14 protein-coding genes and 2 riboswitches are annotated in these 22101 nt (G+C 66.3%); of the genes, 9 read left to right on the top strand and 5 right to left on the bottom strand.

The features are described from left to right. Positions 1-36: 36 nt before the first annotated feature. From gcvP to gcvT, 3 genes are all read right to left on the bottom strand, one after another. A complete protein-coding gene (gcvP, locus tag AB2N08_RS03470) occupies positions 37-2919 on the bottom strand; it encodes an aminomethyl-transferring glycine dehydrogenase (protein WP_367609213.1) in 2883 nt (960 codons plus the stop codon). A gap of 95 nt (positions 2920-3014) precedes the next feature. Continuing rightward, positions 3015-3395, bottom strand: a complete 381-nt coding sequence (gene gcvH / locus AB2N08_RS03465) for a glycine cleavage system protein GcvH (protein ID WP_367609212.1) — start codon at positions 3393-3395, stop codon at positions 3015-3017. Positions 3396-3453: 58 nt separating this feature from the next. After that, positions 3454-4572 carry a glycine cleavage system aminomethyltransferase GcvT gene (gene gcvT / locus AB2N08_RS03460; protein WP_367609211.1) on the bottom strand — a complete coding sequence of 373 codons (1119 nt, stop codon included), beginning with the start codon at positions 4570-4572 and terminating at the stop codon, positions 3454-3456. Positions 4573-4618: 46 nt separating this feature from the next. Then, positions 4619-4715, bottom strand: a riboswitch (glycine riboswitch). Between the two features lie 17 nt (positions 4716-4732). After that, a riboswitch (glycine riboswitch) is annotated at positions 4733-4818 on the bottom strand. A gap of 414 nt (positions 4819-5232) precedes the next feature. On the opposite strand from gcvT, the gene AB2N08_RS03455 reads away from it, so the two are divergent. Beyond that, positions 5233-5793 (top strand): ATP-dependent Clp protease proteolytic subunit, encoded by a 561-nt coding sequence (locus AB2N08_RS03455; protein WP_367609210.1) that lies wholly within the window; start codon positions 5233-5235, stop codon positions 5791-5793. 147 nt (positions 5794-5940) lie between these two features. Here the strand turns inward: AB2N08_RS03455 and AB2N08_RS03450 are convergent, their stop codons facing one another. Next, positions 5941-6258: a hypothetical protein gene (locus AB2N08_RS03450; protein WP_367609209.1), complete on the bottom strand. Its 318-nt coding sequence runs from the start codon at positions 6256-6258 to the stop codon at positions 5941-5943. 285 nt (positions 6259-6543) lie between these two features. Here AB2N08_RS03450 and AB2N08_RS03445 point away from each other — a divergent pair, with 285 nt between their 5' ends. The 8 genes from AB2N08_RS03445 (at position 6544) to AB2N08_RS03410 (ending at position 19904) form a co-directional block, all read left to right on the top strand. Further along, entirely contained in the window at positions 6544-8964 is a 2421-nt protein-coding gene (locus tag AB2N08_RS03445; RefSeq protein ID WP_367609208.1) for a DUF1631 family protein, read from the top strand. Between the two features lie 90 nt (positions 8965-9054). Then, positions 9055-12567 carry a chromosome segregation protein SMC gene (gene smc, locus AB2N08_RS03440; RefSeq protein WP_367609207.1) on the top strand — a complete coding sequence of 1171 codons (3513 nt, stop codon included), beginning with the start codon at positions 9055-9057 and terminating at the stop codon, positions 12565-12567. Positions 12568-12580: 13 nt separating this feature from the next. Beyond that, on the top strand, positions 12581-14056 hold the full coding sequence (locus AB2N08_RS03435; RefSeq protein ID WP_367609206.1) for a PAS domain-containing sensor histidine kinase: 1476 nt from the start codon (positions 12581-12583) through the stop codon (positions 14054-14056). A gap of 201 nt (positions 14057-14257) precedes the next feature. After that, positions 14258-15607 carry a cell division protein ZipA C-terminal FtsZ-binding domain-containing protein gene (locus AB2N08_RS03430; RefSeq protein ID WP_367609205.1) on the top strand — a complete coding sequence of 450 codons (1350 nt, stop codon included), beginning with the start codon at positions 14258-14260 and terminating at the stop codon, positions 15605-15607. A gap of 40 nt (positions 15608-15647) precedes the next feature. After that, the gene (gene ligA / locus AB2N08_RS03425; RefSeq protein ID WP_367609438.1) at positions 15648-17960 is read left to right on the top strand and encodes an NAD-dependent DNA ligase LigA; all 2313 of its coding nucleotides are present in this window, start codon (positions 15648-15650) and stop codon (positions 17958-17960) included. Positions 17961-17980: 20 nt separating this feature from the next. Next, positions 17981-18874: a UTP--glucose-1-phosphate uridylyltransferase GalU gene (gene galU, locus AB2N08_RS03420; protein ID WP_367609204.1), complete on the top strand. Its 894-nt coding sequence runs from the start codon at positions 17981-17983 to the stop codon at positions 18872-18874. Continuing rightward, the gene (gene def / locus AB2N08_RS03415) at positions 18871-19419 is read left to right on the top strand and encodes a peptide deformylase (protein ID WP_367609203.1); all 549 of its coding nucleotides are present in this window, start codon (positions 18871-18873) and stop codon (positions 19417-19419) included. The genes galU and def overlap by 4 nt, the downstream gene beginning before the upstream one ends. Beyond that, complete coding sequence (locus AB2N08_RS03410; protein WP_367609202.1) at positions 19419-19904, top strand: hypothetical protein; 486 nt, start codon at positions 19419-19421, stop codon at positions 19902-19904. Before def ends, AB2N08_RS03410 begins: the two co-directional genes overlap by 1 nt. Positions 19905-20048: 144 nt before the next feature. Here the strand turns inward: AB2N08_RS03410 and AB2N08_RS03405 are convergent, their stop codons facing one another. Further along, a complete protein-coding gene (locus AB2N08_RS03405; RefSeq protein ID WP_367609201.1) occupies positions 20049-21770 on the bottom strand; it encodes a DUF885 domain-containing protein in 1722 nt (573 codons plus the stop codon). Between the last annotated feature and the right edge of the window lie 331 nt (positions 21771-22101).

Genomic DNA, 22101 nt, shown 5'->3' with positions numbered 1-22101 from the left:
CGCTTGCGCCGTCAACTGCGGCGGGCGTGCTGACGATTACTCGTAATCGCTGATCGGCGCGCAGCCGCAGAACAGGTTGCGGTCGCCATACACGTTATCGGCGCGGCCGACCGGCGGCCAGTACTTCTTCTTGCGCAGGCTGGCGACCGGGAACGCCGCCACTTCACGCGTGTAGCCGTGCTGCCAATCGTCGCTCGTGACCACTTCGGCCGTGTGCGGCGCACCCTTCAATGGATTGTCCATGCGGTCGTACTCGCCGCGCTCGACTTTGACGATCTCGGCGTGGATCGTGATCATCGCCTCGATGAAGCGGTCGATCTCGGCCTTCGATTCCGATTCAGTCGGCTCGATCATGAGCGTGCCCGGCACCGGGAAGCTCATGGTCGGCGCATGGAAACCGAAGTCCATCAGGCGCTTGGCCACGTCTTCGTTGCTGATGCCGGTCTTGTCCTGCAGCGGACGCAGGTCAATGATGCACTCGTGCGCCACCAGGCCGTCGTGGCCCGCGTACAGCACCGGGTAGTGCGGCGCCAGGCGGCGGGCGATGTAGTTGGCGTTCAGGATCGCCACTTCGGTCGCGGCGGTCAGGCCGTCCGCGCCCATCATCGCGATGTACATCCACGAAATCGGCAGGATCGAGGCCGAGCCGAAGGCGGCGGCGCTGACGGCGCCGATGCCTTGTTCGTCGCGAACGTAACCGGTCGAGAGTTGGTTCGGCAAGAACTTCGCCAGGTGCGCGCCGACGCCGATCGGGCCGACGCCCGGGCCGCCACCGCCGTGCGGGATGCAGAAGGTCTTGTGCAGGTTCAGGTGGCTGACGTCGCCGCCGAACGCGCCCGGCGCGGCCAGGCCGACCAGTGCGTTCATGTTGGCGCCGTCGACATACACCTGGCCGCCGTGTTCATGGACGATCTCGCACAGTTCCTTGATGCCTTCTTCAAACACGCCGTGGGTCGACGGGTACGTGACCATCACGCAGGCCAGGTCCTTGCTGTATTGCTCGGCCTTGGCTTTCAGGTCGGCCAGGTCGACGTTGCCGTTGTCGTCGCAGGCGGTGACGACGACCTTCATGCCGACCATGCTGGCCGATGCCGGGTTGGTGCCGTGGGCCGACGACGGGATCAGGCAGATATTGCGGTGGCCTTCGCCACGCGCCTGGTGGTACTTCTGGATCACCAGCAGGCCCGCGTACTCGCCCTGCGAGCCGGCGTTCGGCTGCAGCGAGATCGCGGCGTAACCGGTGGCGGCGCACAGCATCGCCTCCAGCTGGGTGATCATCTCGCGGTAGCCCACGGTCTGGTCGTTCGGCGCCAGTGGGTGAACGTTCGAGAATTCGGGCCAGGTGACCGGCACCATCTCGGACGTCGCGTTGAGCTTCATCGTGCACGAACCCAGCGGGATCATGGTGCGGTCGAGCGCCAGGTCTTTATCGGCCAGCATGCGCAGGTAGCGCAGCATCTCATGCTCGGCGTGGTAGCGGTTGAAGGTCGGGTGGGTCAGGTAGGCGCTGGTGCGGGCGAGCGCCGTCGGCAGGGCATCGGCCACATCGGCATCGAGTGCGTCCAGGTCGACCGACTTGCCGGCGCCGAAGATGGCGATCAAGGTGGCCAGATCGTCGCGGGTGACGGTTTCGTCCAATGCAATCCCGACTTGCGTAGCGTCGATCTGGCGCAGGTTGATGCCGCGTTCGGTGGCTGCGGCGTGGATCGCGCCGGCGTCTTTCACGCGGACGGTCAGCGTGTCGAAGTACGTCTGGTTGACCAGTTCAAAGCCCAGTTGCTGCAGGCCGGCGGCGAGGATTGCGGCCTGGCGGTAGACGCGGCGGGCAATGCGCTCGAGGCCTTGCGGGCCGTGGTACACCGTGTACATGCCGGCCATCACGGCCAGCAGCACTTGCGCGGTGCAGATGTTCGACGTCGCTTTTTCGCGGCGGATGTGCTGCTCGCGCGTTTGCAGCGCCAGGCGGTAAGCCTGGTTGCCTTGCGCATCGACGGTCACGCCGACCAGGCGGCCCGACATGCTGCGCTTGAATTCGTCGCGCGTGGCCAGGTAGCCGGCGTGCGGGCCGCCGAAACCAAGCGGCACGCCGAAGCGCTGGCTGTTACCGACGACGACGTCGGCGCCCCATTCGCCTGGCGGCGTGAGCACGGTCAGCGCCAGCAGGTCGGCGGCCACGATCACCATGCTGCCGGCGGCGTGCAGTTTTTCGACGGCGGCGCGGTAGTCGCGCACTTCGCCATCGACGCCCGGGTATTGCAGCAGCACGCCAAAGCAGGTCTCGTCCAGCGACTCGACGTCGGCCGCCTTGATGGTACGGACTTCAACGCCGATCGGCAGCGCGCGCGTCTCGATAATTTCGCGCGTCTGCGGCAACACATCGTCGGCGACGTAGAACACTTTCGAGGCCGACTTGCCGACGCGCTGGATCAGCGTCATGGCTTCGGCGGCGGCGGTGCCTTCGTCGAGCATCGACGAGTTGGCGATGCCCATGCCGGTCAGGTCGGTGACGGCCTGCTGGAAGTTCAGGATCGCTTCAAGGCGGCCCTGCGAGATCTCTGGCTGGTACGGGGTGTAGGCGGTGTACCAGGCCGGGTTCTCGAAGATGTTGCGCAGGATGACCTTCGGCGTGAAGGTGCCGTAGTAGCCCTGGCCGATCAGCGACTTCAGAACCTTGTTCTTCGAGGCCAGGCCCTTGAGGGTGGCCAGCGCTTCTTCTTCGGTGCGCGGCTCGGCGAACTGGCCCAGGTCCAGCTTGTCCTTGCGGCGGATATTGGCTGGCACGACGGCGTCGATCAGCGCAGCGCGGGTCTCGTAGCCGAGGGCCGACAGCATCGCTGCCTGGTCGGCGTCGGACGGGCCGATATGGCGCGGGATGAATGAATCACGTGCTTCGAGTTGGATGAGGCTTGGGCGGGTCATGATTGGGGACACAGTCTGCGGCGACGTTGAAGGAGAATGAGGGGTGATGCAGATTGGTGCGCCGCGGCGGGGCCGCGCGCGCACCAGGAGGCGGATCAGTGGTCGGTGGTCTTGCCGTAGGCGTCGGCGTCGAGCAGGTTGTCGTAGGCGCCGGCGTCGCTTGGCGCGAGCTTGAACAGCCAGGCGCCGTAGGCATCCTGGTTGATCGAGTCAGGTGCGTCGGCCACTGGCTGGTTCACGGCGGTGACGGTGCCCGAGACTGGCGAATAGATATCGCTGGCGGCTTTCACCGATTCCACGACGGCGGCGTCGTCGCCGGCGGTGAAGGCTTTGCCGACCTGCGGCAGTTCGACGAACACGATGTCGCCCAGTGCGTCCTGCGCGTATTCGGTGATGCCGACGGTCAGGCTGCCGTCTTCTTCGCGGCGGACCCACTCATGGGACTCGGTGTATTTCAGGTCGGTAGGGATGTTCATGTGGACTCCGGGTAGTTAATTGGCTATCAGTATAGGTGTTCTGGATTCGGGGCGGCACTCAGGCGGCCAGCACCTTACCGTTGCGAACGAACGGCAGCTTGACGACGCTGGCGGCCAGGCGCTTGTCGCGGATGATCACGTGGACGGTGTCGCCGACCGCCACGTCCAGCGGCACGCGCGCGAGCGCAATCGCCTGCTGCATGCTCGGGCTGAAGGTGCCGCTGGTGATTTCGCCTTCCAGGCCGGATGCCGCCACCACGGTCTGGTGCGCGCGCAGGATGCCGCCTTTTTCGCGCAGGATCAGGCCGACGAACTGCGCCTGCTGCCCCTTGGCCTGCAGCGCCGCCTTGCCGATGAAGTCGCGCTCGGACACCAGGTCGATCGTCCAGGCCAGGCCGGCGTCGAGCGGGTTGACGGTATCGTCCATGTCCTGGCCGTACAGGTTCATGCCGGCTTCCAGGCGCAGCGTATCGCGGGCACCGAGGCCAGCTGGCTTGATGCCGGCGGCGACAAACGCATTCCACAGCGCTTCGGCTTGCGAGGCCGGCACGCCAATCTCGAAACCATCTTCGCCGGTGTAGCCGGTGCGGGCGATCATCGCTTCGCCAAACGCGGTATCGGCCACGATGACGGCGTTGAACGGCTTGAGGGCCTCGGACGCCGCCTGGGTGGTCGGCAGCACCTGCCATACCTTGGCGCGGGCGTTCGGGCCTTGCACGGCGATGAGGGCGATCGGGTCGTTGCCGTCGCGGCGCGCGGTGATCGTCACACCGCTGTTGCTGGCGGTATTCTGCTGGTTCATCCAGGCGACGTCTTTTTCGGCGGTGCCGGCGTTGACGACGATGCGGAACCATTCTTCGCTCAGGAAATAGACGATCAGGTCGTCGATCACGCCGCCTTCTGGATTGAGCATGCACGAGTACAGGGCCTTGCCCGGCACTTGCAGCTTGTCGACGTTATTGGCCAGCAGACCGCGCAGGAAGCTGCGCACATTCGCGCCCTTGACGTCGACCACGCACATATGGGACACGTCGAACATGCCGGCGTCGCTACGCACGGCGTTGTGTTCTTCGATTTGCGAGCCGTAGTTGACGGGCATGTCCCAGCCGCCGAAATCGACCATCTTGGCGTTGGCGGCGCGGTGAGCGGAGTTGAGCGGGGTCGCTTTGAGCGTCATGGAATCCTCAGGCAGAAATAGGGGTACAGCACGGTCGTCGTGCGCTGTCGACCCCTCTGTCCTTGGTACCTGAGAGATAGCGGCGTGTCGCCACTTGCCCCTTCGGTGGACCGCTACCGCGGCCGCTCTCCAGAGTTGAACCGCCGCGCGCTGCGCCGCCGTCCCTTGACCGGTCCTTTTGCCTGAGAGTTTATGGGTGAGTGCCCCTTCGGCGGCAGCCTGGCTGCGCTCTCCCGATCAAGACTGCGGAGGATATGCCACCCTTTGATTACTGTCAACCGCACCAGCCCCAGCCCCACTCGCTCCCAATCAGGGTCGGAGTCGAATTGTTTGACAACTTTCGACAATTGCCCAATAAGTCGACTCCGACCCTAATTAATTTTGACCGCTACGGCAATAAAAATGATGCGTTCAGAAAACTTGGTGACAAGCGGAATCGAACCGAGATTTTGTTAGCGCTAAACCCCTCAAAATTAATTGGGGTCGGAGTCGAATTGTTTGACAACATTCAGGAATTGCCCAATAAGTCTACACTGACCCTCATGGTGAATTGGCATAAAAGTGCTTTAAAGCATTGCTTCGCACTATTGGTGGTGGGTGGCGGGGGCGTTTGTCGTGATTTGCTACACTTGTTTCACTTACTTTGTAGGCGGAAAAACTATGAATCAAGAAAAGGCGCTTCAGGAGAAAGAGGGGTGGTTCACTCTGTCCGGCGATGTCAACAGTGATATGGTGCATCGCATGTTCGAGGCGGTGGCGAACATGACCGAAGATGGCATCGATACCGCCCACGTGTTACTGCAGTCAAATGGCGGCTATGTCAGCGACGGGCTGTGCCTGTATAACTTCATGGCCAGCTCACCGATCAAATTTGTGATGTACAACGCCGGCGCCGTGGCCTCGATCGCGGTCGTGTTGTATCTGGCCGGGTCGCGCCGCTATGCCAGCGAGACGGCGCGGTTCATGATTCACAAGTCGCATGCGACGGCGTCGCCCGGCTCGCGGCCGGATGCGCTCAATATCATCGTGGAGGGCTTGCGCGCCGACGACGCGCGCACCGAGGCGATCCTGCGCAAGGAGATCGAGCTCACGCCCGACCAGTGGAACGTGCACCAGTACGGCGACCTGCACATGACGGCGCGCGATGCCAAGGCATCCAAAATGATTCATGAAGTGACCGACTTCGCGCCACCCAAGGGTGCGATTTTGCGTAATATCTGAAGCTGGCATTAAACACCGATGCCTGAGGTCGGCCCAGCGGGCTTGCGTGATCCGGCCGTGGCGCGAAAATGAAAAAGCCTGCCGGCGCGTCGCGCGGGCAGGCTGATTCCATCGGCGCCCCCGGGCATGCCGGAAGCGTGGAGACCGCTAGCGGTTCTTGTCGTTCTTGTGACTCTGGCGCCCCGCCGCCGCATGCTGCTCGGGCGTGCCGCCCTGGACGCCGGCGCTCGAGCGCGAGCCGGATTGCTGCGACTCATTCAGGCGGGTATCGGGCTGCTGCGCCGGCGTCGCCTGGCGCCCCGACTGCTGCGATGCGCCCGATGCAGAGCTCGACTGCTGATTCGACAGCGCATCGGACTGGCGCGCCGCATCGTTCTTGTGACTCTGGCGTCCGGCTTCGACATGCTGCTCGTGCGTGCCGCCCTGGTTGCCCGAACGCGAATTGGATTTGTTTTGCGAGACCATGATAGTTCCTTTTAAAAGTGTCAAAAGAGATCGTGCTCGTGTCCCCGAAATGACGTTGTACGTTTCCGGGGAGATCAATCATGAGGCGCGCACTGTTGAACTGGAATCGGACAGCGGCCCCCGCGCCTGTAGAACTGCTCCTACGCACAAAAGCAAGATTTGCATGGGCATTCGACCCATGGCGGCTCGGCACTTTGTCGCACCAACTCCACCCCGCTGTGTTTGCTCATTGCTGTCCGGCAAGAGTGTGGCAGAATAGAGGCTGCCTCACTTCGCCGAACCGTCATGGCCACCCCATCCGCCCAGACCCACGCCGCGCGCAAAGCCGCTGCCGCCCAGCAGGCGACACTCGCCGAGCTGGTCGACATCGCCTGCCGCCAGGCGGGGGCGGAGCTTGCGGACGTGGCCCGGCGCATCGTGTCGGTCCTGCTCGACCTGACCGCCGCCGGCCCCGACCCCCGCACCGTCATGCGCCGGGTCAAATCGGGCAACCTCCTCAAGGACAACGACTACGCCTTCGTCCACCTGGCCACGAGCGCGCTCGAAGCGGCGTTGCAGGCCGAAGTCGAACTCCTGGTGCCGATCGCCCCGACCGCGCAAGCAGGGCCGGTGGCACTCAGTCTCGTGCCGCTCGAGCAGATCGACCGGCAGATGGCGCTGAACACCGTCAGCCGCCCGTTTGATCTGCAGTATTCGGAGCAGTTGGCCACCCTCGGCGTGCGTCTCGGGCTGCTGCTTGGCCGCGACCTGGTGCGCGCCGCCCACAACCCGTTCCGTCCCACCGTGTTCCTGGCCGCGCTGCACGCCGCGTGGTGCGAGTTCGAGCCCGATCCGGAAGCGCATGGCCTCCTGGCGCCTTTGCTGCGCCCCGGCCTGATGATCGATCTCGGCCCGCTGTATGAATCGCTGATCGAGGCGCTCAAGGCCGCGCGCAAGGGCAAGGACGACGACACCCGCTTTGCCAAGACCGATGACCGCGCCGCGCGCCGCGCCGAACGCGCACGGCGCGAAGCATCATTGTCGGATCAGCTGCGCCAGCTGTTCGACCCGGCGCTGGTCGTGCCCGAGATCCCGAATCTGCCGCAGGGTAGCGGCGGCTGGCGACCCAGCACCGCGTCAGGTTTCAGCGTCGCCGCAGCGGAACCCGGCCTCGCTGCCAGCCTGGAAGCCATCCCGCAAGCCAGCCTGCAAGCCGGGTTGCAGCCTGTCGTCGCGGCAGCCGGTTTTCAACACGGCGCGCCCGGCCACGCCACGCCGCTGGCCGGCCACGGATTCGCACAAGGCGGCGCCGGCACGGGAGCCATGACTGGCGCGATGCCGCTGATCGACCTGCTCGGCCGCCTTGGCGCTGGCGCCGCGATCCCCGGCATGCCGGATCTGCCGGCGTTCGCCATGAGCGCCGGCGCCCGCGACACGGGGCAGGGCGGTGACGGCAGCGCGAGTGCCCCGGGCGTCCCGCACGGCGCCTTCTACCTGCCGCGCCTGCGCGCCAGCCTGCCGCCGGGCGCACTCTCGCGCGGTGACGCCACCACGCTCGACCTGCTCTCGCGCGTGTTCGAAGGCGTGCTGCAGGACGATGGCGTTGCCCCCGAGACGCGCGAGCTGATGGCGTTCCTGCAGGTCCCGGTATTGAAGGCGGCCCTGCGCGACCGCAGCTTCTTCTATGAGGAAGCCCATCCCGCGCGGCGCCTGCTCGACCTGCTCTCGCAAGCCGGCTGGGAACAGCCGGCAAGCCAGGACGATCCGGTCTACCGCGCCATGCGCAGCAGCGTCGAGCGGGTGCGCGACGCCGAGCAGCCCGAATTCGCCGCCGCCGTGGCCGAACTCGAAGCCGGCCTGGCCGCGCGCGACAGCGCCGAGCAGGCGGCCATCGCGGGCCCGATTGCCAACGCCACGCGCCAGGAAAAGCAGGTCGCTGCCAAGCGCTCGGCGCAGCGCGCCGTCGCGCTGCGCCTGGCTGGTGAACAGCTGGTGCCGGCGGTGGCGGGCTTTCTGGAGCAGCGCTGGAGCGCGGCACTGGCGCTGGCCTACACGATCGAAGACAGCCGCCCCGGCGCGATCGACAATGCTACGCGCACGATGGAGGACCTGATCTGGAGCGTCAAGCCGAAAGCCACGCAGGAGCAGCGCAAGGCCCTGATCGCGCGCCTGCCCGCGCTGCTGGCCAGCCTGAACAAATGGCTCGACGCCACGCGCTGGCAAGACGCCGAGCGGCTGCAGTTCTTCGCCGAGCTGGCCGAATGCCATGCCTCGATCGTGCGCGCGCCGATCGAGCTCGCGCCCGAACGCCAGCTCGAACTGGCGGTGGAAGCGGCCCAGCAGGACGCGCTGCGCCGCGTGGCGCAAGAGCAGGCACAGGCCGAGGACGAGCAGCACGCCAGTCACGGGCCGGACGCCGACGCGCTGGCCGGCCTGGAACGCGGCATGCGCCTCGAACTGGCCGAGGGCGACAACGTACGCAAGGTGCGCCTGGCCTGGGTCAGCCCGCTGCGCACGCTGTACATCTTCTCGGGCGCCGGGCGCCAGGAAGCGTTCTCGCTGCCGGCTGCGCGGCTCGCCGACCTGCTGCGCGCGGGCGCGATCCGGGTGGTGCTGGCCGAAGGCGTCGTCGGCCGCATCCTTGGCGCGGCAGTCGGCACCGAAGCGGTCAACGATGCCGGCCCGCCGGCAGGCCAGGCCCCCGGCGCGCCTGCCCGCAGCGCATAAGGCCCGGCCAGCGTCCGCCCAGCCATGGCGGCCCCCATGCCCGCAATGGTATGATGAGCGCTTCTTCGCTACCTTCATCTTCCACGCAACGTGCGCCTCTCTTCCATCAAATTGTCGGGATTTAAATCGTTCGTCGATCCCACCAATTTCCAGGTGCCCGGCCAGCTGGTCGGCGTGGTCGGCCCGAACGGCTGCGGCAAGTCGAACATCATCGACGCCGTGCGCTGGGTGCTGGGCGAATCGAAAGCATCCGAGCTGCGTGGCGAGTCGATGCAGGACGTGATCTTCAACGGCTCCACGCATCGCAAGCCCGCCGGGCGCTCGTCGGTCGAACTGGTGTTCGACAACAGTGCCGGCAAGGCCGCCGGCCAGTGGGGCCAGTACGCCGAGATCGCCGTCAAGCGCACGCTCACGCGCGACGGCACGTCCACGTATTACATCAACAGCCAGCCAGTGCGCCGGCGCGATATCCAGGACATCTTCCTGGGCACGGGCCTGGGCCCGCGCGCCTACGCCATCATCGGCCAGGGCATGATCTCGCGGATCATCGAATCGCGTCCCGAAGAACTGCGCGTGTTTCTCGAAGAGGCGGCCGGCGTGTCGAAGTACAAGGAGCGCCGGCGCGAAACCGAAAACCGCCTGTCCGACACGCGCGAGAACCTGCTGCGCGTCGAAGACATCCTGCGCGAACTGAACGCCAACCTGGAAAAACTCGAGGCGCAGGCTGCCGTGGCGCTGCGGTTTCACCAGATGCAGTCGGACCAGGAAGAAAAGCAGAAGCTCCTCTGGCTGCTGCGCAAGAACGATGCAAAGGCCGAGCAAGTCAGGTTTTTCCGCGAAGTCGAAGAGGCGCAGACCGGGCTCGAGGCGCAAACCGCGCAACTGCGCGGCGTGGAGCTCGACCTCGAACACCTGCGCCAGGCGCACTTCGCCGCAGGCGACCGCCTGCACACGGCGCAGGGTGCGCTGTACAGCGTGAACGCCGAAATCGGCAGCCTGGAAGCGCAGATCAAGTTCGTGGTCGAATCGCGCACACGCCTGCAAAATCAGATCGTCACCCTGAGCGCCCAGCGTGACGGCTGGTCGACCCAGGCCAATGAACACCGCGAGGGCCAGGAAGAAGCCGAGATGCAGCTCGAGGAACTGGCCGCGCGCGCCGAGGGCGCCCAGATCGCGGTCGAAGTCCACGGCGAGCGCCTGCCGGAACTCGAAGCGGCCTGGCGCGCCGGCCAGGATGCGGCCAATGCGGCGCGCGCGCGCATCGCGGCGGCCCAGCAGCGCATCGAACTGGCTGCGGCCCACGGCCGCAACGCAGGCGGCATCCTGGCCAACCTGGTCGTGCGGCGCGAGCGCCTGCAGCAGGAACGCAATGCCCTGAACCTGCCCGACAGCGCCACGCTCGACAACCTGCGCCTGCAGCTCGAAGAAAAGCAGCTGGCCCTCGAAGAGCAGACGGTGGTGCTGGAAGACGCAGCAGCGCGCCAGGACACCGTGGAAGCCGAACGCCGCCAGGCCAACGGTGACGTCCAGCGCGAGAGCGCTGCCAACGCACAGCTGGAAGCGCGCCTGAACGCGCTGCGCCAGATGCAGGACCGCGTACAAACCAAAGGCAAGGTCCAGCCCTGGCTGGAGAAACACGCGCTGACCGGATTGCCGCGCCTGTGGCAGCATCTCGACGTCGAAGCGGGCTGGGAAACAGCGCTCGAAGCCGTGCTGCGCGAACGGGCCGGCGCGCTCGACGTGACGAACCTCGATGCGACCAAGGCCTTTTTCAACGATCCGCCACCGGCGCGCCTGGCGCTGTACGCCGCGCAGTTGTTTGGCGCGCGCGACCCGGCGCCTGCCGGATTGCACCCGTTCTCCAGCCTCTTGCGCATCAACGACGCTGGCGTGCGCGGCGTGCTGGAAGACTGGTTGCACGGCGTGTACATCGCGCAGGATGCCTCGGAAGCGTTCGACGCGCGCGCCCGCCTGCCACACGGCGCCAGCTTCGTCACGCGCCAGGGCCATGTGATCACCCGCTCGAGCGTGCGCTTTCACGCGCCGGACGCCGAGCAGGATGGCATGCTGGCGCGCCAGCACGAGATCGATAACACCGGCAAGCAGTTGCGCGCACAGGCGCTGCTGGCCGACGAAGCGCGTGAGCGCGCCGCGCGCGCCGACGCCGCTGTCCTTGCGCTGGCGCGCCGCCTGCAGGATGCCCGCGCGCGTGTGGCCATGCTGCAGCGCGAGGTGCATGCGCTGCAGATCGAGGTGCTCAAGCAGAGCGAGATCGAAGCGCGCTTCAACCAGCGCAGTGGCCAGATCGCGGCCGACCTGACCGAAATCGCCGCCCAGGAATCCGAGCAGCGCCAGGCCCAGCTCGAAGCCGAGATGTCGCTCGAGGACTTGACCCTGCAGCTGGCCGAACTGCACGAAGCCAGCGAAGACGGCCAGGCCGCCTTCCAGGATCAGGAACAGGCGCTCAACCGCGCGCGCGAACACATGCGCGACCTGGAGCGCGGCGCGCAAGAGGCGCAGTTCGCCGAGCGCGCCCAGCGCAGCCGCATCGACGAATTGCGCCGCACGATCGCCACCGCCGCCACCCAGGCCGAGCAAGTGGGCGCCAGTCTGGCCCAGGCCCGCCTGGAACTCGAAGCGCTGGAAAGCGGCAGCGCCCACGAGGGCTTGCAGGTGCTGCTCGATCAGCGCACGACGCAAGAGGCAGCGTTGTCCGCCGCCCGCCACGAACTCGATCAGGTCGCGCAGCAGTTGCGCACGGCCGAAGAATCGCGCATGCAGACCGAGCGCAACCTGCAGCCGCAGCGCGACCGCATCACCGAACTGCAACTGAAGGAACAAGCCGCGCGCCTGAACCAGGAGCAGTTCGCCGAAGCGCTGGCCGCCACCGGCGCCATCGAGGCCGAGCTGGCAGCCAAGCTCGATCCGGATGTCAAGCCCCAATACCTGCAGGGCGAAGTCACGCGTTTGACCAACGCCATCGCGGGTCTGGGCGCCGTGAACCTTGCGGCGGTGGACGAGCTGGCGCAGGCGAGCGAGCGCAAACACTTCCTCGATTCGCAGAACGCCGACCTCAGTGAAGCCATCGCCACGCTGGAAGACGCGATCGGCCGCATTGACCGCGAAACACGCGACCTGCTGCAGGACACGTTCGATCGCGTGAATGGCCACTTCTCCGAACTGTTCCCGATCTTGTTCGGCGGCGGGAATGCGCGCCTGGTGATGACCGGCGACGAGATCCTCGACGCCGGTGTGCAGGTGATGGCCCAGCCGCCGGGCAAGAAGAACGCGACGATCCACCTGCTCTCGGGCGGCGAGAAAGCCCTGACCGCCACGGCGCTGGTGTTCTCGATGTTCCGCCTGAACCCCGCACCATTCTGCCTGCTCGACGAGGTCGACGCGCCGCTCGACGACGCCAACACCGAGCGTTTCTGCCGCATGGTCAAGCGCATGTCCGAGCACACCCAGTTCCTCTTCATCTCGCACAACAAGATCGCGATGGAGATGGCCAGCCAGCTGATCGGCGTGACGATGCAGGAGCAGGGCGTATCGCGCATCGTGGCGGTGGACATGGAAGCGGCCGCCGACCTGGTCGCCGCGTGACGGAGCCCGCACAATGATCCAGGACGCCGCCCATCGGCCGGCAGATTTTGCGCTGGCGGCTGCGCTGCGCATGGCCGCAACGTCGCCTGCGCCCATGTTGCTGGTGCGCGCCGACACGGGCGAGGCGACGCTCAATCAGGCCTGTCACGCGCTGCTTGACCGCGCCGCGGCGCCGGTTGATGCATGGTCGCCGCTGGCGTCCATGTTCCCGGAGGCTGTCGCGCTGACGGCGACGGTGCGCGCCATCGTCGATGCTGGTCTGGCTGCGACCACGGTGGCGCTTGTGCTGCGCGAACCGGCGCAGGTGGCCCTGTCGGCGCTGTACCGGGAAGATGGCGCCATTGCAGGCGTGCTTGGCGTGGTCCAGGTGCTGCCGGCGCAGGCCGACCAGGCGGAGCACGAGCGCGCGCTGGCCGCCGGCGAAGCGCGCTTTCGCGCGATCACGAACGCGATGCCGCAGATGGTCTGGTCGACGCTGCCCGACGGCTTTCACGATTACTACAGCGACCAGTGGTACGCGTTTACCGGCGTGCCGCCTGGCTCCACCGACGGCGTAGCCTGGAACGACATGTTCCACCCGGACGACCAGGCCGCAGCCTGGGCCAGATGGCGCCATTCGCTGGCTACCGGTGAGCCCTACGAGATCGAATACCGCCTGCGCCATCGCAGCGGCGCCTATCGCTGGGTGCTGGGTCGCGCGCTGCCGGTGAGGGGAGAGGATGGGGTGATCCAGCGCTGGATGGGCACCTGCACCGACATCCACGAACACAAGCTCACGGCCGACGCGTTGCGCGACGCCGACGTGCGCAAGGACGAATTTCTGGCCATGCTCGGCCACGAGCTGCGCAATCCGCTCGCGCCGATCAGCAGCGCCGCAGCCCTGCTGCCGCTGGCCAAGGGCGACCCGGTGCGCGTCGAGCATATCGGCCGCGTCATCGCGCGCCAGGCTGCGCACATGGCCGGCCTGGTCGACGACCTGCTCGACGTGTCGCGTGTCACGCGCGGCACGATTTCTCTCGACCGACAAACGGTCGACGTACGCCTGCTGGTGGACGAAGCGGTCGAGCAGGTACGCCCGCTCGTCGACGCCCGTTCGCACACGCTCGACATCGCCTGTCAGGGGCCGGGTGGGCAGGTCGTCGGCGACGCCAAGCGCCTGGTGCAGGTGATCTCGAACCTGTTGTCCAATGCGGCCCGATACACGCCGCCCGGCGGGCAGATCGCGGTGTCGATCGCGTCCACGCACGACACGGTGCGCATCGCCGTGCGCGACAACGGCATTGGGATGTCGCCGGACTTGATCGCCGGCGCTTTCGAGCTGTTCCGCCAGGGTACGCGCACGCCGGACCGGTCGCAGGGCGGCCTGGGCATCGGGCCGGCGCTCGTGAACCGCCTGGTGCAACTGCATGGCGGGCGGGTGGAAGCATCGAGTGGGGGGGAGGGCATGGGCAGCGAAGTCGCTGTCACCTTGCCACTGCACGGCGCATGACGTTCCATCTGAACGTGCCGGTTCCGGGCTCGCACGATACCGGAATGCCAATGAATGGCGTCGGCACCGGGGAGTTGGTATCATTGCATGCCTTTGCATGGGGACTGCCCGCACGCGTGGCATTTCGATTGAATCACCTAGTTCGCTGCAAGACCGGGACCGTGCGTCCGGCGCGAATTTCGCTATTGAGGCACAAGCAGCATGACTGATCTCCAAATGAGCCTGATCGCAGCCGGCGGCGTGTTCGTCGTCGGTGTCGTCACTTACAACAAATGGCAGGAGTACAAGGCCAGGAAAAGCGTCGAGCGCGCGTTCGCATCGGATCACGACGACGTGCTGATGCGCAGCGGCGAGGCGGCGCCGGCGGCCGAACGCAGCGAACCGATGTTCGACCACGGCGTGCCGCCGTCGACACCGGCAGCCGCGCCCGCGCCGGCGGGAAAAGGTGAATTCACCTACAAGCACGTGACCGAGCCGACGCTCGATGCGGCCGCCTTCACGGTCGCCGACACCAAGCCCGAGCCACAGCTTGACGCAATGGTCCCGGCCGAGTCGCCGGCGCTGGCAGCTGAAGAAGTCGCAACGCCGGCACCGACGCCGACACCAGCGCCGGCACCAGCACCAGCCGCACCAGTCCCGCCACCGTCCTACCGCGCCGGCGGCTCCAGCGCCGCGCAAGACGCCGTGGCCGCATCGCTCCCGGGCACCCGGCCCGGCATGCCGCCGGCCGAACTGGCCGAATGCCTGGTCGACCCGCTGATCGACTGCATGATTCCGCTGGCGCTCGAGGCGCCGGTCCGTGGCGACAAGATCCTGCCGACGCTGCACGGCCTGCGCCGCGTGGGCAACAAGCCGATCCACTACATCGGCTTTGCCGTCAGCGGCGAGTGGGAGCCGATCGTCCATGGCGGCGTGTACACCAAGCTGCAGGCGGGCGTGCAGATGGCCACGCGCACGACGGCCCTGAATGAACTCGAATATTCCGAACTCGTCACGCGCCTGCGCGCGGTGGGCGACGAGATCGGCGCCGAGCCGGAAGTGCCCGACATGATCGAAGTGATGAGCGAGGCGCGTACGCTGCACCGTTTTGTCGCCGGTCACGACGCGCAACTGAGCGTGAACCTGGCCGCCAACGGCGCGCCGTGGGCCATGTCGACGCTGATCGGCGCGCTCGAGAACGCGGGCTTCGACGTGCGGCCGGACGGGCGCTTCGCCATGCCGGATCGCGACAATGCAGGAAACAGCGCTGGCAACAGCGTGCTGTTTACCCTCTCGACCAACGTCACGCTGGGCGCTGACACCACCTCGCGCCTGACGCTGCTGCTGGACGTGCCCTGCGTGGCGCCGACCCGTGACGCCTTTGGCCGCATGGTCGACACCGCGCGTTCGCTGACGCAGCGCCTGGACGCCACCATCGTCGACGACGGCAACCAGCCGCTCGAAGCCGAAGCGCTCGACGAAATCAAGGGCCAGGTGAGCGAGTTCTACGCCGAGATGGAAGCATCGGACATCGCGGCCGGTTCGACCCGCGCGCTGCGCCTGTTCAGCTGAGGAAGCACCCGTGACCGAGCAGATCGACGCCCTGGCCCGGATGGCCTGGCTGGTCGCGGAACTGAACCGCGCCAGCTACAACTACCACGTGCTCGACGCCCCGACGATTCCCGATGCCGAGTACGATCGCCTGTACCACGAACTGGCCGGCCTCGAGACGCTTTACCCGGAAGCGATCGCGTCCGATTCGCCCACCCAGCGCGTGGGCGACGCACCAATCCCCGAATTCAACCAGGTCACGCACGCCGTGCCGATGCTGTCGCTGAACAACGGGTTCCATGACGACGACATCGACAACTTCGACCGCCGCGTGCGCGAAGGGCTCGAGACGCGCGCAGTGGCCTACAACGCCGAGCTGAAATTCGACGGCCTGGCCATCAGCCTGCGCTATGAAAACGGCCGCCTGGTGCAGGCCGCCACGCGTGGCGACGGCTACACGGGCGAAGACGTCACGGCCAATATCCGCACCGTGCGCGTGATCCCGCTGCGCCTGCATGGCGACGCCGTGCCCGCCGTGCTTGAAGTGCGCGGCGAAGTGCTGATGTTCAAGCGCGACTTCGAGAGCCTCAACGAGCGCCAGCGCGCCGCCGGCCAGAAAGAATTCGCCAATCCGCGCAACGCCGCCGCCGGCAGCCTGCGCCAGCTCGACGCGCGCATCACCAATGCACGCCGGCTGCGCTTCTTCGCGTACGGCGTGGGCCAGCTCGACGGCGTCGATCTGCCCGAATCCCATTCGGCGATGCTCGACTGGCTGGGCGTGCTCGGCCTGCCGGTGGCAAAAGAGCGCCAGGTGGTCACCGGCCGCGATGGCCTGCTGGCGTTCTACCGCGACATCGGCGAGCGCCGCGCGTCGCTGCCGTACGAGATCGATGGCGTGGTCTACAAGGTCGATTCGCTCGACGACCAGCGCGCGCTGGGCTTCGTCTCGCGCGCGCCGCGCTTTGCGCTGGCCCATAAATTCCCGGCCGAAGAAGCCTTGACCACGGTGCAGGCGATCGAGGTCCAGGTCGGCCGCACCGGCGCCATCACGCCGGTGGCGCGGCTGGTGCCGGTGTCGGTCGGCGGTGTCACCGTCACCAACGCGACCCTGCACAACGAAGACGAAGTGCGGCGCAAGGACGTGCGCGTGGGCGACACGGTCATCGTGCGCCGCGCGGGCGACGTCATTCCCGAAGTGCTGGGCGTGGTGCTCGAACGCCGACCGACGCCGGAACCGGCGGTGTATCAGCTACCCGCGCAGTGTCCTGTCTGCGGTTCACACGTCGTGCGCGAAGAAGGCGAGATCGTCGCGCGCTGCTCCGGCGGCTTGAGCTGCGCCGCGCAGCGCAAGGAAGCGATCCGTCACTTCGCCGGCCGGCGCATGATGGACATCGAAGGCCTGGGCGACCGCTACATCGACAGCCTGGTCGAAGCGAACCTGGTGGCCGGCGTGGCCGACCTGTATAAACTGACGCAGGACGACCTGCTCAAGATGAAGCGCCTGGCCGATGAAGCCGATGGCTCGACCCCGGAAACGGTCAAGCAGGGCAAGGTGCCGACCAAGTGGGCAGACAACCTGCTGGCGGCGATTGCGGCCAGCAAGGCGCCGCCGCTCGAGCGGCTGCTGTTCGCGCTCGGCATCCGCCACGTGGGCGAATCCACCGCGAAGACGCTGGCCGAGTATCTGGGCTCGCTGGCGCTGGTGCGCCGCGCCCCGGCCGCGCTGCTGCGCGTGCTGCCCGATATCGGCGGCACGGTGGCCCAGTCGATCGCCGAATTCTTCGCCGAAGAAAAAAACCAGATTGCACTGGACGCCTTGCTGGCCGCAGGCGTGGCGCCGCGTGACGAGCATCCGCCCAAGGCGCAGTTGCGCGACAAGCTCGACGCCATCAAGCTGCTCGCCGCGCTGGACATCCCGAAACTGACCGAGCCGCGTGCGCGCCAGGTTATTGCCGCCGGCCAGACGCTGGAAGACGTCGCAGGGCGCACCGACTTCGGTATCTTCGGCTTGCCGGCCACGGTGGCGGCATCGCTTGAAGCCTGGATGAGCGAGAAGTCCAACCGCGAACTGGTGACGTCGCTGGCGGCCATGCGGCGCGAACTGCTCGACCTGGTCCCCGAGGCAGCAGCGACCGCCGACGGCCCGATGACCGGCAAGACGTTCGTGTTGACCGGCACGTTGCCGACCCTGAGCCGCGATGCGGCAGGCGCCCTGATCGAAGGGGCCGGCGGCAAGGTCGCCAGCTCGGTATCGAAGAAAACCTCGTATGTGGTGGCCGGCGCCGAGGCGGGCAGCAAGCTGGCCAAGGCCGAAGAACTGGGCGTCACGATCCTGGATGAGGCGGCGCTGCTGGCGCTGCTCGAACAACAATAATCAACCCTGACTGAACCACGATGACCCTGATCCGCAAAGCCGTTTTCCCTGTCGCCGGCCTTGGTAGCCGCTTCCTGCCAGCGACGAAAGCGCAACCGAAAGAGATGCTGCCGATCGTCGACAAGCCGCTGATCCAGTATGCGGTGGAAGAGGCGGTTGCCGCCGGCGTCACGGAACTGATCTTCATCACGGGCCGCAACAAGCGCGCGATCGAAGACCATTTCGACACCGCCTACGAGCTCGAAGCCGAGCTGGAAGCGGCCGGCAAGCAGGCGCTGCTCGAGACGGTGCGCAATGTCATTCCAAAGAACGTCAACTGCATCTACATCCGCCAGTCGTCGCCGCTGGGCCTGGGCCACGCCGTCCTGTGCGCGCGACCGGTGGTAGGCAATGAACCATTTGCCGTCCTGCTGGCGGACGATTTCATGGACACTGCCGCCGGTCACAAGCCGGTGTTGGCGCAGATGACCGACCTGTACACCTATGAACGCAGCAGCATCCTGGCGGTGCAGGACGTGCCGCGCGAACAGACGCGCCAGTACGGCATCGTCAGCGCCACGCCGTACCGGCCGGACCTGGAGCTGGTGTCCGACATCATCGAGAAACCGCAGCCGGCCGATGCGCCGTCGACGCTGGCCGTGGTCGGCCGGTATGTGCTGTCGCCATCGATCTTCGGCTACCTCGAAACGATCGGCAAAGGCGCCGGCGGCGAAATCCAGCTCACCGACGGCATCGCCGCGCTGATGCAGGCCGAACGCGTGCTGGCGTATCGCTACGCCGGCCAGCGCTATGACTGCGGCTCGAAGCTCGGCTACCTGCAGGCGATGACGGCCATCGGCCTGAAACACCCAGAGACCGCCGAGGGCTTCCGCGCCTCGCTGACCGCTCTGTTGGCAGGGCAGGGCGCGCAATGAGCCGCACCGGGCAAGTCCGCGAGATCCTGCGCATGGGTGACCCACGCCTGCTGCGCGTGGCCGCGCCCGTCGAAGAGTTCGACACGCCCGAACTGCACGCGCTGATCGCCGACATGTTCGCGACCATGCACGCGGCCAATGGCGCCGGCCTGGCCGCGCCGCAGATCGGCGTCGACCTGCAACTGGTGATCTTCGGCTTCGGCAGCAACGAGCGCTATCCGGACGCGCCGCCGGTGCCAGAGACGGTGCTGATCAATCCGGTGCTCACGCCGATCGGCGACGCGATGGAAGAGGGCTTCGAAGGCTGCCTGTCGGTGCCCGGCCTGCGCGGCAGCGTGCCCCGCTACGCGCGCCTGCATTACGAAGGCTTCGACCAGTTCGGCACACGCATCGTGGTCGACGCCGAAGGTTTTCATGCGCGCGTGGTGCAGCATGAAGTGGACCACCTGCTTGGCATCCTGTACCCGTCGCGCATCCGCGACTTTTCCCGCTTCGGTTTCACCGAGGTGATGTTCCCCGACCTTGACCCGAAAGCGGACGACTGATGCGCGCTCTACTCTTGCTGGCGGCGCTCGGCGCCGCGCCGATGGCGCACGGCGCCGACTTCTTCACGAAGATCGACCCGGCGCCGAAAAGCGAATTGTGGCTCGACACGGGCTTTTATACGGCCCACTTCGACAGCGACAAGGACCTGAACGACAACAACAAGGGCCTGGCGCTCGAGTACCGCTTCAACGGCACGATGGCCGCCACCGGCGGGCGCTTTTATAACAGCGACCGCAGATGGTCGAATTATGCGGGCGTGATCTGGCAGCCGTATGCGGTGGGGCCGGTGCGCGTGGGCGTGGCGCTGGCGGCGTTCGACGGTTATCCGAAAACGCGCGATGGCGGCTGGTTCCCGGGCGCGATCCCGACGCTGACGTACGAGTATCAGCGCGTGGGCGTGAATGTCGGGATCATCCCGAACTACAAGGACCGGCTGTACGGCGGGATTTCGTTCCAGCTGAAGTTCAAGCTGTTCCAGAGATGAGCAGGGGCCGCGCAATGCGGCAGTGCCATCCAGTCAGGCACACCTGTTCTTTCGTTATCTCGAAAACCGTCATCCCCGCCTGCGCGGGGATGACGGGGCTCAGGCTAACTGAACGGTATTTGGCCCAATGCCGCCCGTGGCATATCAGCTGTCCTTCGGATACGGGTTCGGTCCACCGGCCGCGATGAACTGATCGATCCGCTGCTGCAATACCGGCAGCGGCACCGAACCCATTTGCAGCACGGTGTCGTGGAAATTGCGGATGTCGAACTTTTGCCCCAGCGCCTTCTCGGCTTTCGCGCGCGCTTCCTGGATCGCCATCTGACCCAAGTAATACGACAGCGCCTGGCCCGGCCACGAGATGTAGCGATCGACTTCGGTCTCGACTTCGTGCTTCGACAGCGCCGTATTCTCCATCAGGTAGGCCTGCGCCTGTTCGCGCGTCCAGCCCTTGGCGTGCACGCCGGTGTCGACCACGAGGCGCGACGCGCGCCAGGCCTGGTAGCTGAGCATTCCGAACACTTCGTACGGCGTCTCGTAGATGCCCATCTCGACACCCAGGCGTTCGGTGTATAGCGCCCAGCCTTCGCCATAGGCCGAGATGTAGGCGCGGCGAAACGGCGGCACGCCTTTCTGTTCCTGCGCCAGCGGAACCTGGAACGCGTGGCCCGGGGCCGATTCGTGCAACGTCAGCGCCGGCAGGCTGTAGAGCGGACGCGCCGGCAGGTTGTACGTGTTCACCCAGTACATGCCTGGGCCGCCTCGACCGGCCGTCCAGAATGGCGCCTGGTCGTCAGGCACCGGCACGATCGCGAAGCGCCGGCGCGGCAGGTGCCCGAAATACTGGTCGGCCTTGGCGTCGAAGCGCTTGGCGGTCCAGGCGGCGCTCTTGAGCAGTTCGGCCGGGGTCTTCGCATAGAACTGCGGATCGGTGCGCAAGAATTGCAGAAAGGCCTGCAGGTCGCCCTTGAAGCCCACCTGCTTCATGATGTCGTGCATCTCGGCGCGGATCTTCGCCATCTCGGCCAGGCCGATCGCGTGGATCTGGTCCGCCGTCAGATTCGTCGTCGTGAATTCAACGATCTTCGACTGGTAGTATGCCTTCCCGCCCGGCATGTCCTGGGCTGCCAGCGTGGTGCGCGCTTTCTGCACGTACTCGTCGCGGAAGAACGCGAGGGTTTTTGCATGCGCCGGCTGCACCTTGTCGGCGATGATGGCCACGGCCTGGCGGCGCAGCGCTTCCTGTTCGGCCGCAGGGATGGAAGCCGGCATCTGCTTGAACGGGCCGTAGAACACGGTGTCTTGCGGCGTCTTCGCGTCGGTCACCGATAACAAGGTGCTTTCGCGGCCGGTCAGCGTGACCTTCGGCGGCGTGAAGCCACGCGCCAGGCCGGCACGCATATTGCCGATTTCTTCGTCGAAATAGGCCGGGATGCCGTCGAGCTGGTCGAGGTAGTTGCGGTATTCCTGGGTGGTCGTCAAAGGGCGGCGCGCGCCGTAAGTCACGCCCGTCCAGAACGCACTGTCGGCGTTGACGGGCTGCTCGAATTCGCGGAAGGCCTGGGCATCGTGCAGCGACGCGATCTGCGCGCGGTAGACGGCGAAGTTGATGCGCTCGGCCGGCGACAGGCTCGCTGGTTTGATCGCGTCGAGTTGCCTGAGGATGCCGGCCCAGTAGACGCGGCGCGCGTCCTGCGCCGGCGCATCGACCCGGGCAAAGCCGCGGCTGGCGCCAGCGGCAGTCTCGTCGCGCTCGAGTTTTTCGGCGATGCGCCATTGCCATTCTTTGGTGTAGATGGCCTTGAATTGCGCGTCGGCCGGCGTTGCCGCCATGCTTGGCGGCGCCATCGCCAAGCCGATTACCATGAAGACTGTCGAGATGACAGCGCTGAGCTTATTGCGTTCCATTGAACCCCGATCGATGAAGATAAACCTGCTGCTTGATAGAAAACGCCTGGACAAATAATTGCTTGGTGGCGAGCATATTAGCGGGGATTGCGCGGAACGCCTACTGATCGGCAGACCCATCGGCACCCTGTCTTGACGACGTAAACACGGTGCCGGCGCTCGAAGTTTACTTTCGATCTGCGGGCATCAGTGCCAGAAAGCCAAGATATAATGACCGTGAATTTGCCGCCTTGCCCGCGCCTGGCGACATCGCGCAGCTGTGCGCACGGACCTTTCATGAAGACATCGG

The organism is Massilia aurea, from assembly GCF_040790145.1.
Taxonomy (GTDB): Bacteria; Pseudomonadota; Gammaproteobacteria; order Burkholderiales; family Burkholderiaceae_D; genus Telluria; species Telluria aurea_C.
Note: the sequence above shows the minus strand (reverse complement) of the source record. Positions and strands in the feature narration are given on the sequence as shown.

Coding starts and splice junctions, on each gene's coding strand:
- gcvP (WP_367609213.1), bottom strand. CDS start 2,919: ATGACCCGCCCAAGCCTCATCCAACTCGAAGCACGTGATTCATTCATC.
- gcvH (WP_367609212.1), bottom strand. CDS start 3,395: ATGAACATCCCTACCGACCTGAAATACACCGAGTCCCATGAGTGGGTC.
- gcvT (WP_367609211.1), bottom strand. CDS start 4,572: ATGACGCTCAAAGCGACCCCGCTCAACTCCGCTCACCGCGCCGCCAAC.
- AB2N08_RS03455 (WP_367609210.1), top strand. CDS start 5,233: ATGAATCAAGAAAAGGCGCTTCAGGAGAAAGAGGGGTGGTTCACTCTG.
- AB2N08_RS03450 (WP_367609209.1), bottom strand. CDS start 6,258: ATGGTCTCGCAAAACAAATCCAATTCGCGTTCGGGCAACCAGGGCGGC.
- AB2N08_RS03445 (WP_367609208.1), top strand. CDS start 6,544: ATGGCCACCCCATCCGCCCAGACCCACGCCGCGCGCAAAGCCGCTGCC.
- AB2N08_RS03435 (WP_367609206.1), top strand. CDS start 12,581: ATGATCCAGGACGCCGCCCATCGGCCGGCAGATTTTGCGCTGGCGGCT.
- AB2N08_RS03430 (WP_367609205.1), top strand. CDS start 14,258: ATGACTGATCTCCAAATGAGCCTGATCGCAGCCGGCGGCGTGTTCGTC.
- ligA (WP_367609438.1), top strand. CDS start 15,648: ATGGCCTGGCTGGTCGCGGAACTGAACCGCGCCAGCTACAACTACCAC.
- galU (WP_367609204.1), top strand. CDS start 17,981: ATGACCCTGATCCGCAAAGCCGTTTTCCCTGTCGCCGGCCTTGGTAGC.
- def (WP_367609203.1), top strand. CDS start 18,871: ATGAGCCGCACCGGGCAAGTCCGCGAGATCCTGCGCATGGGTGACCCA.
- AB2N08_RS03410 (WP_367609202.1), top strand. CDS start 19,419: ATGCGCGCTCTACTCTTGCTGGCGGCGCTCGGCGCCGCGCCGATGGCG.
- AB2N08_RS03405 (WP_367609201.1), bottom strand. CDS start 21,770: ATGGTAATCGGCTTGGCGATGGCGCCGCCAAGCATGGCGGCAACGCCG.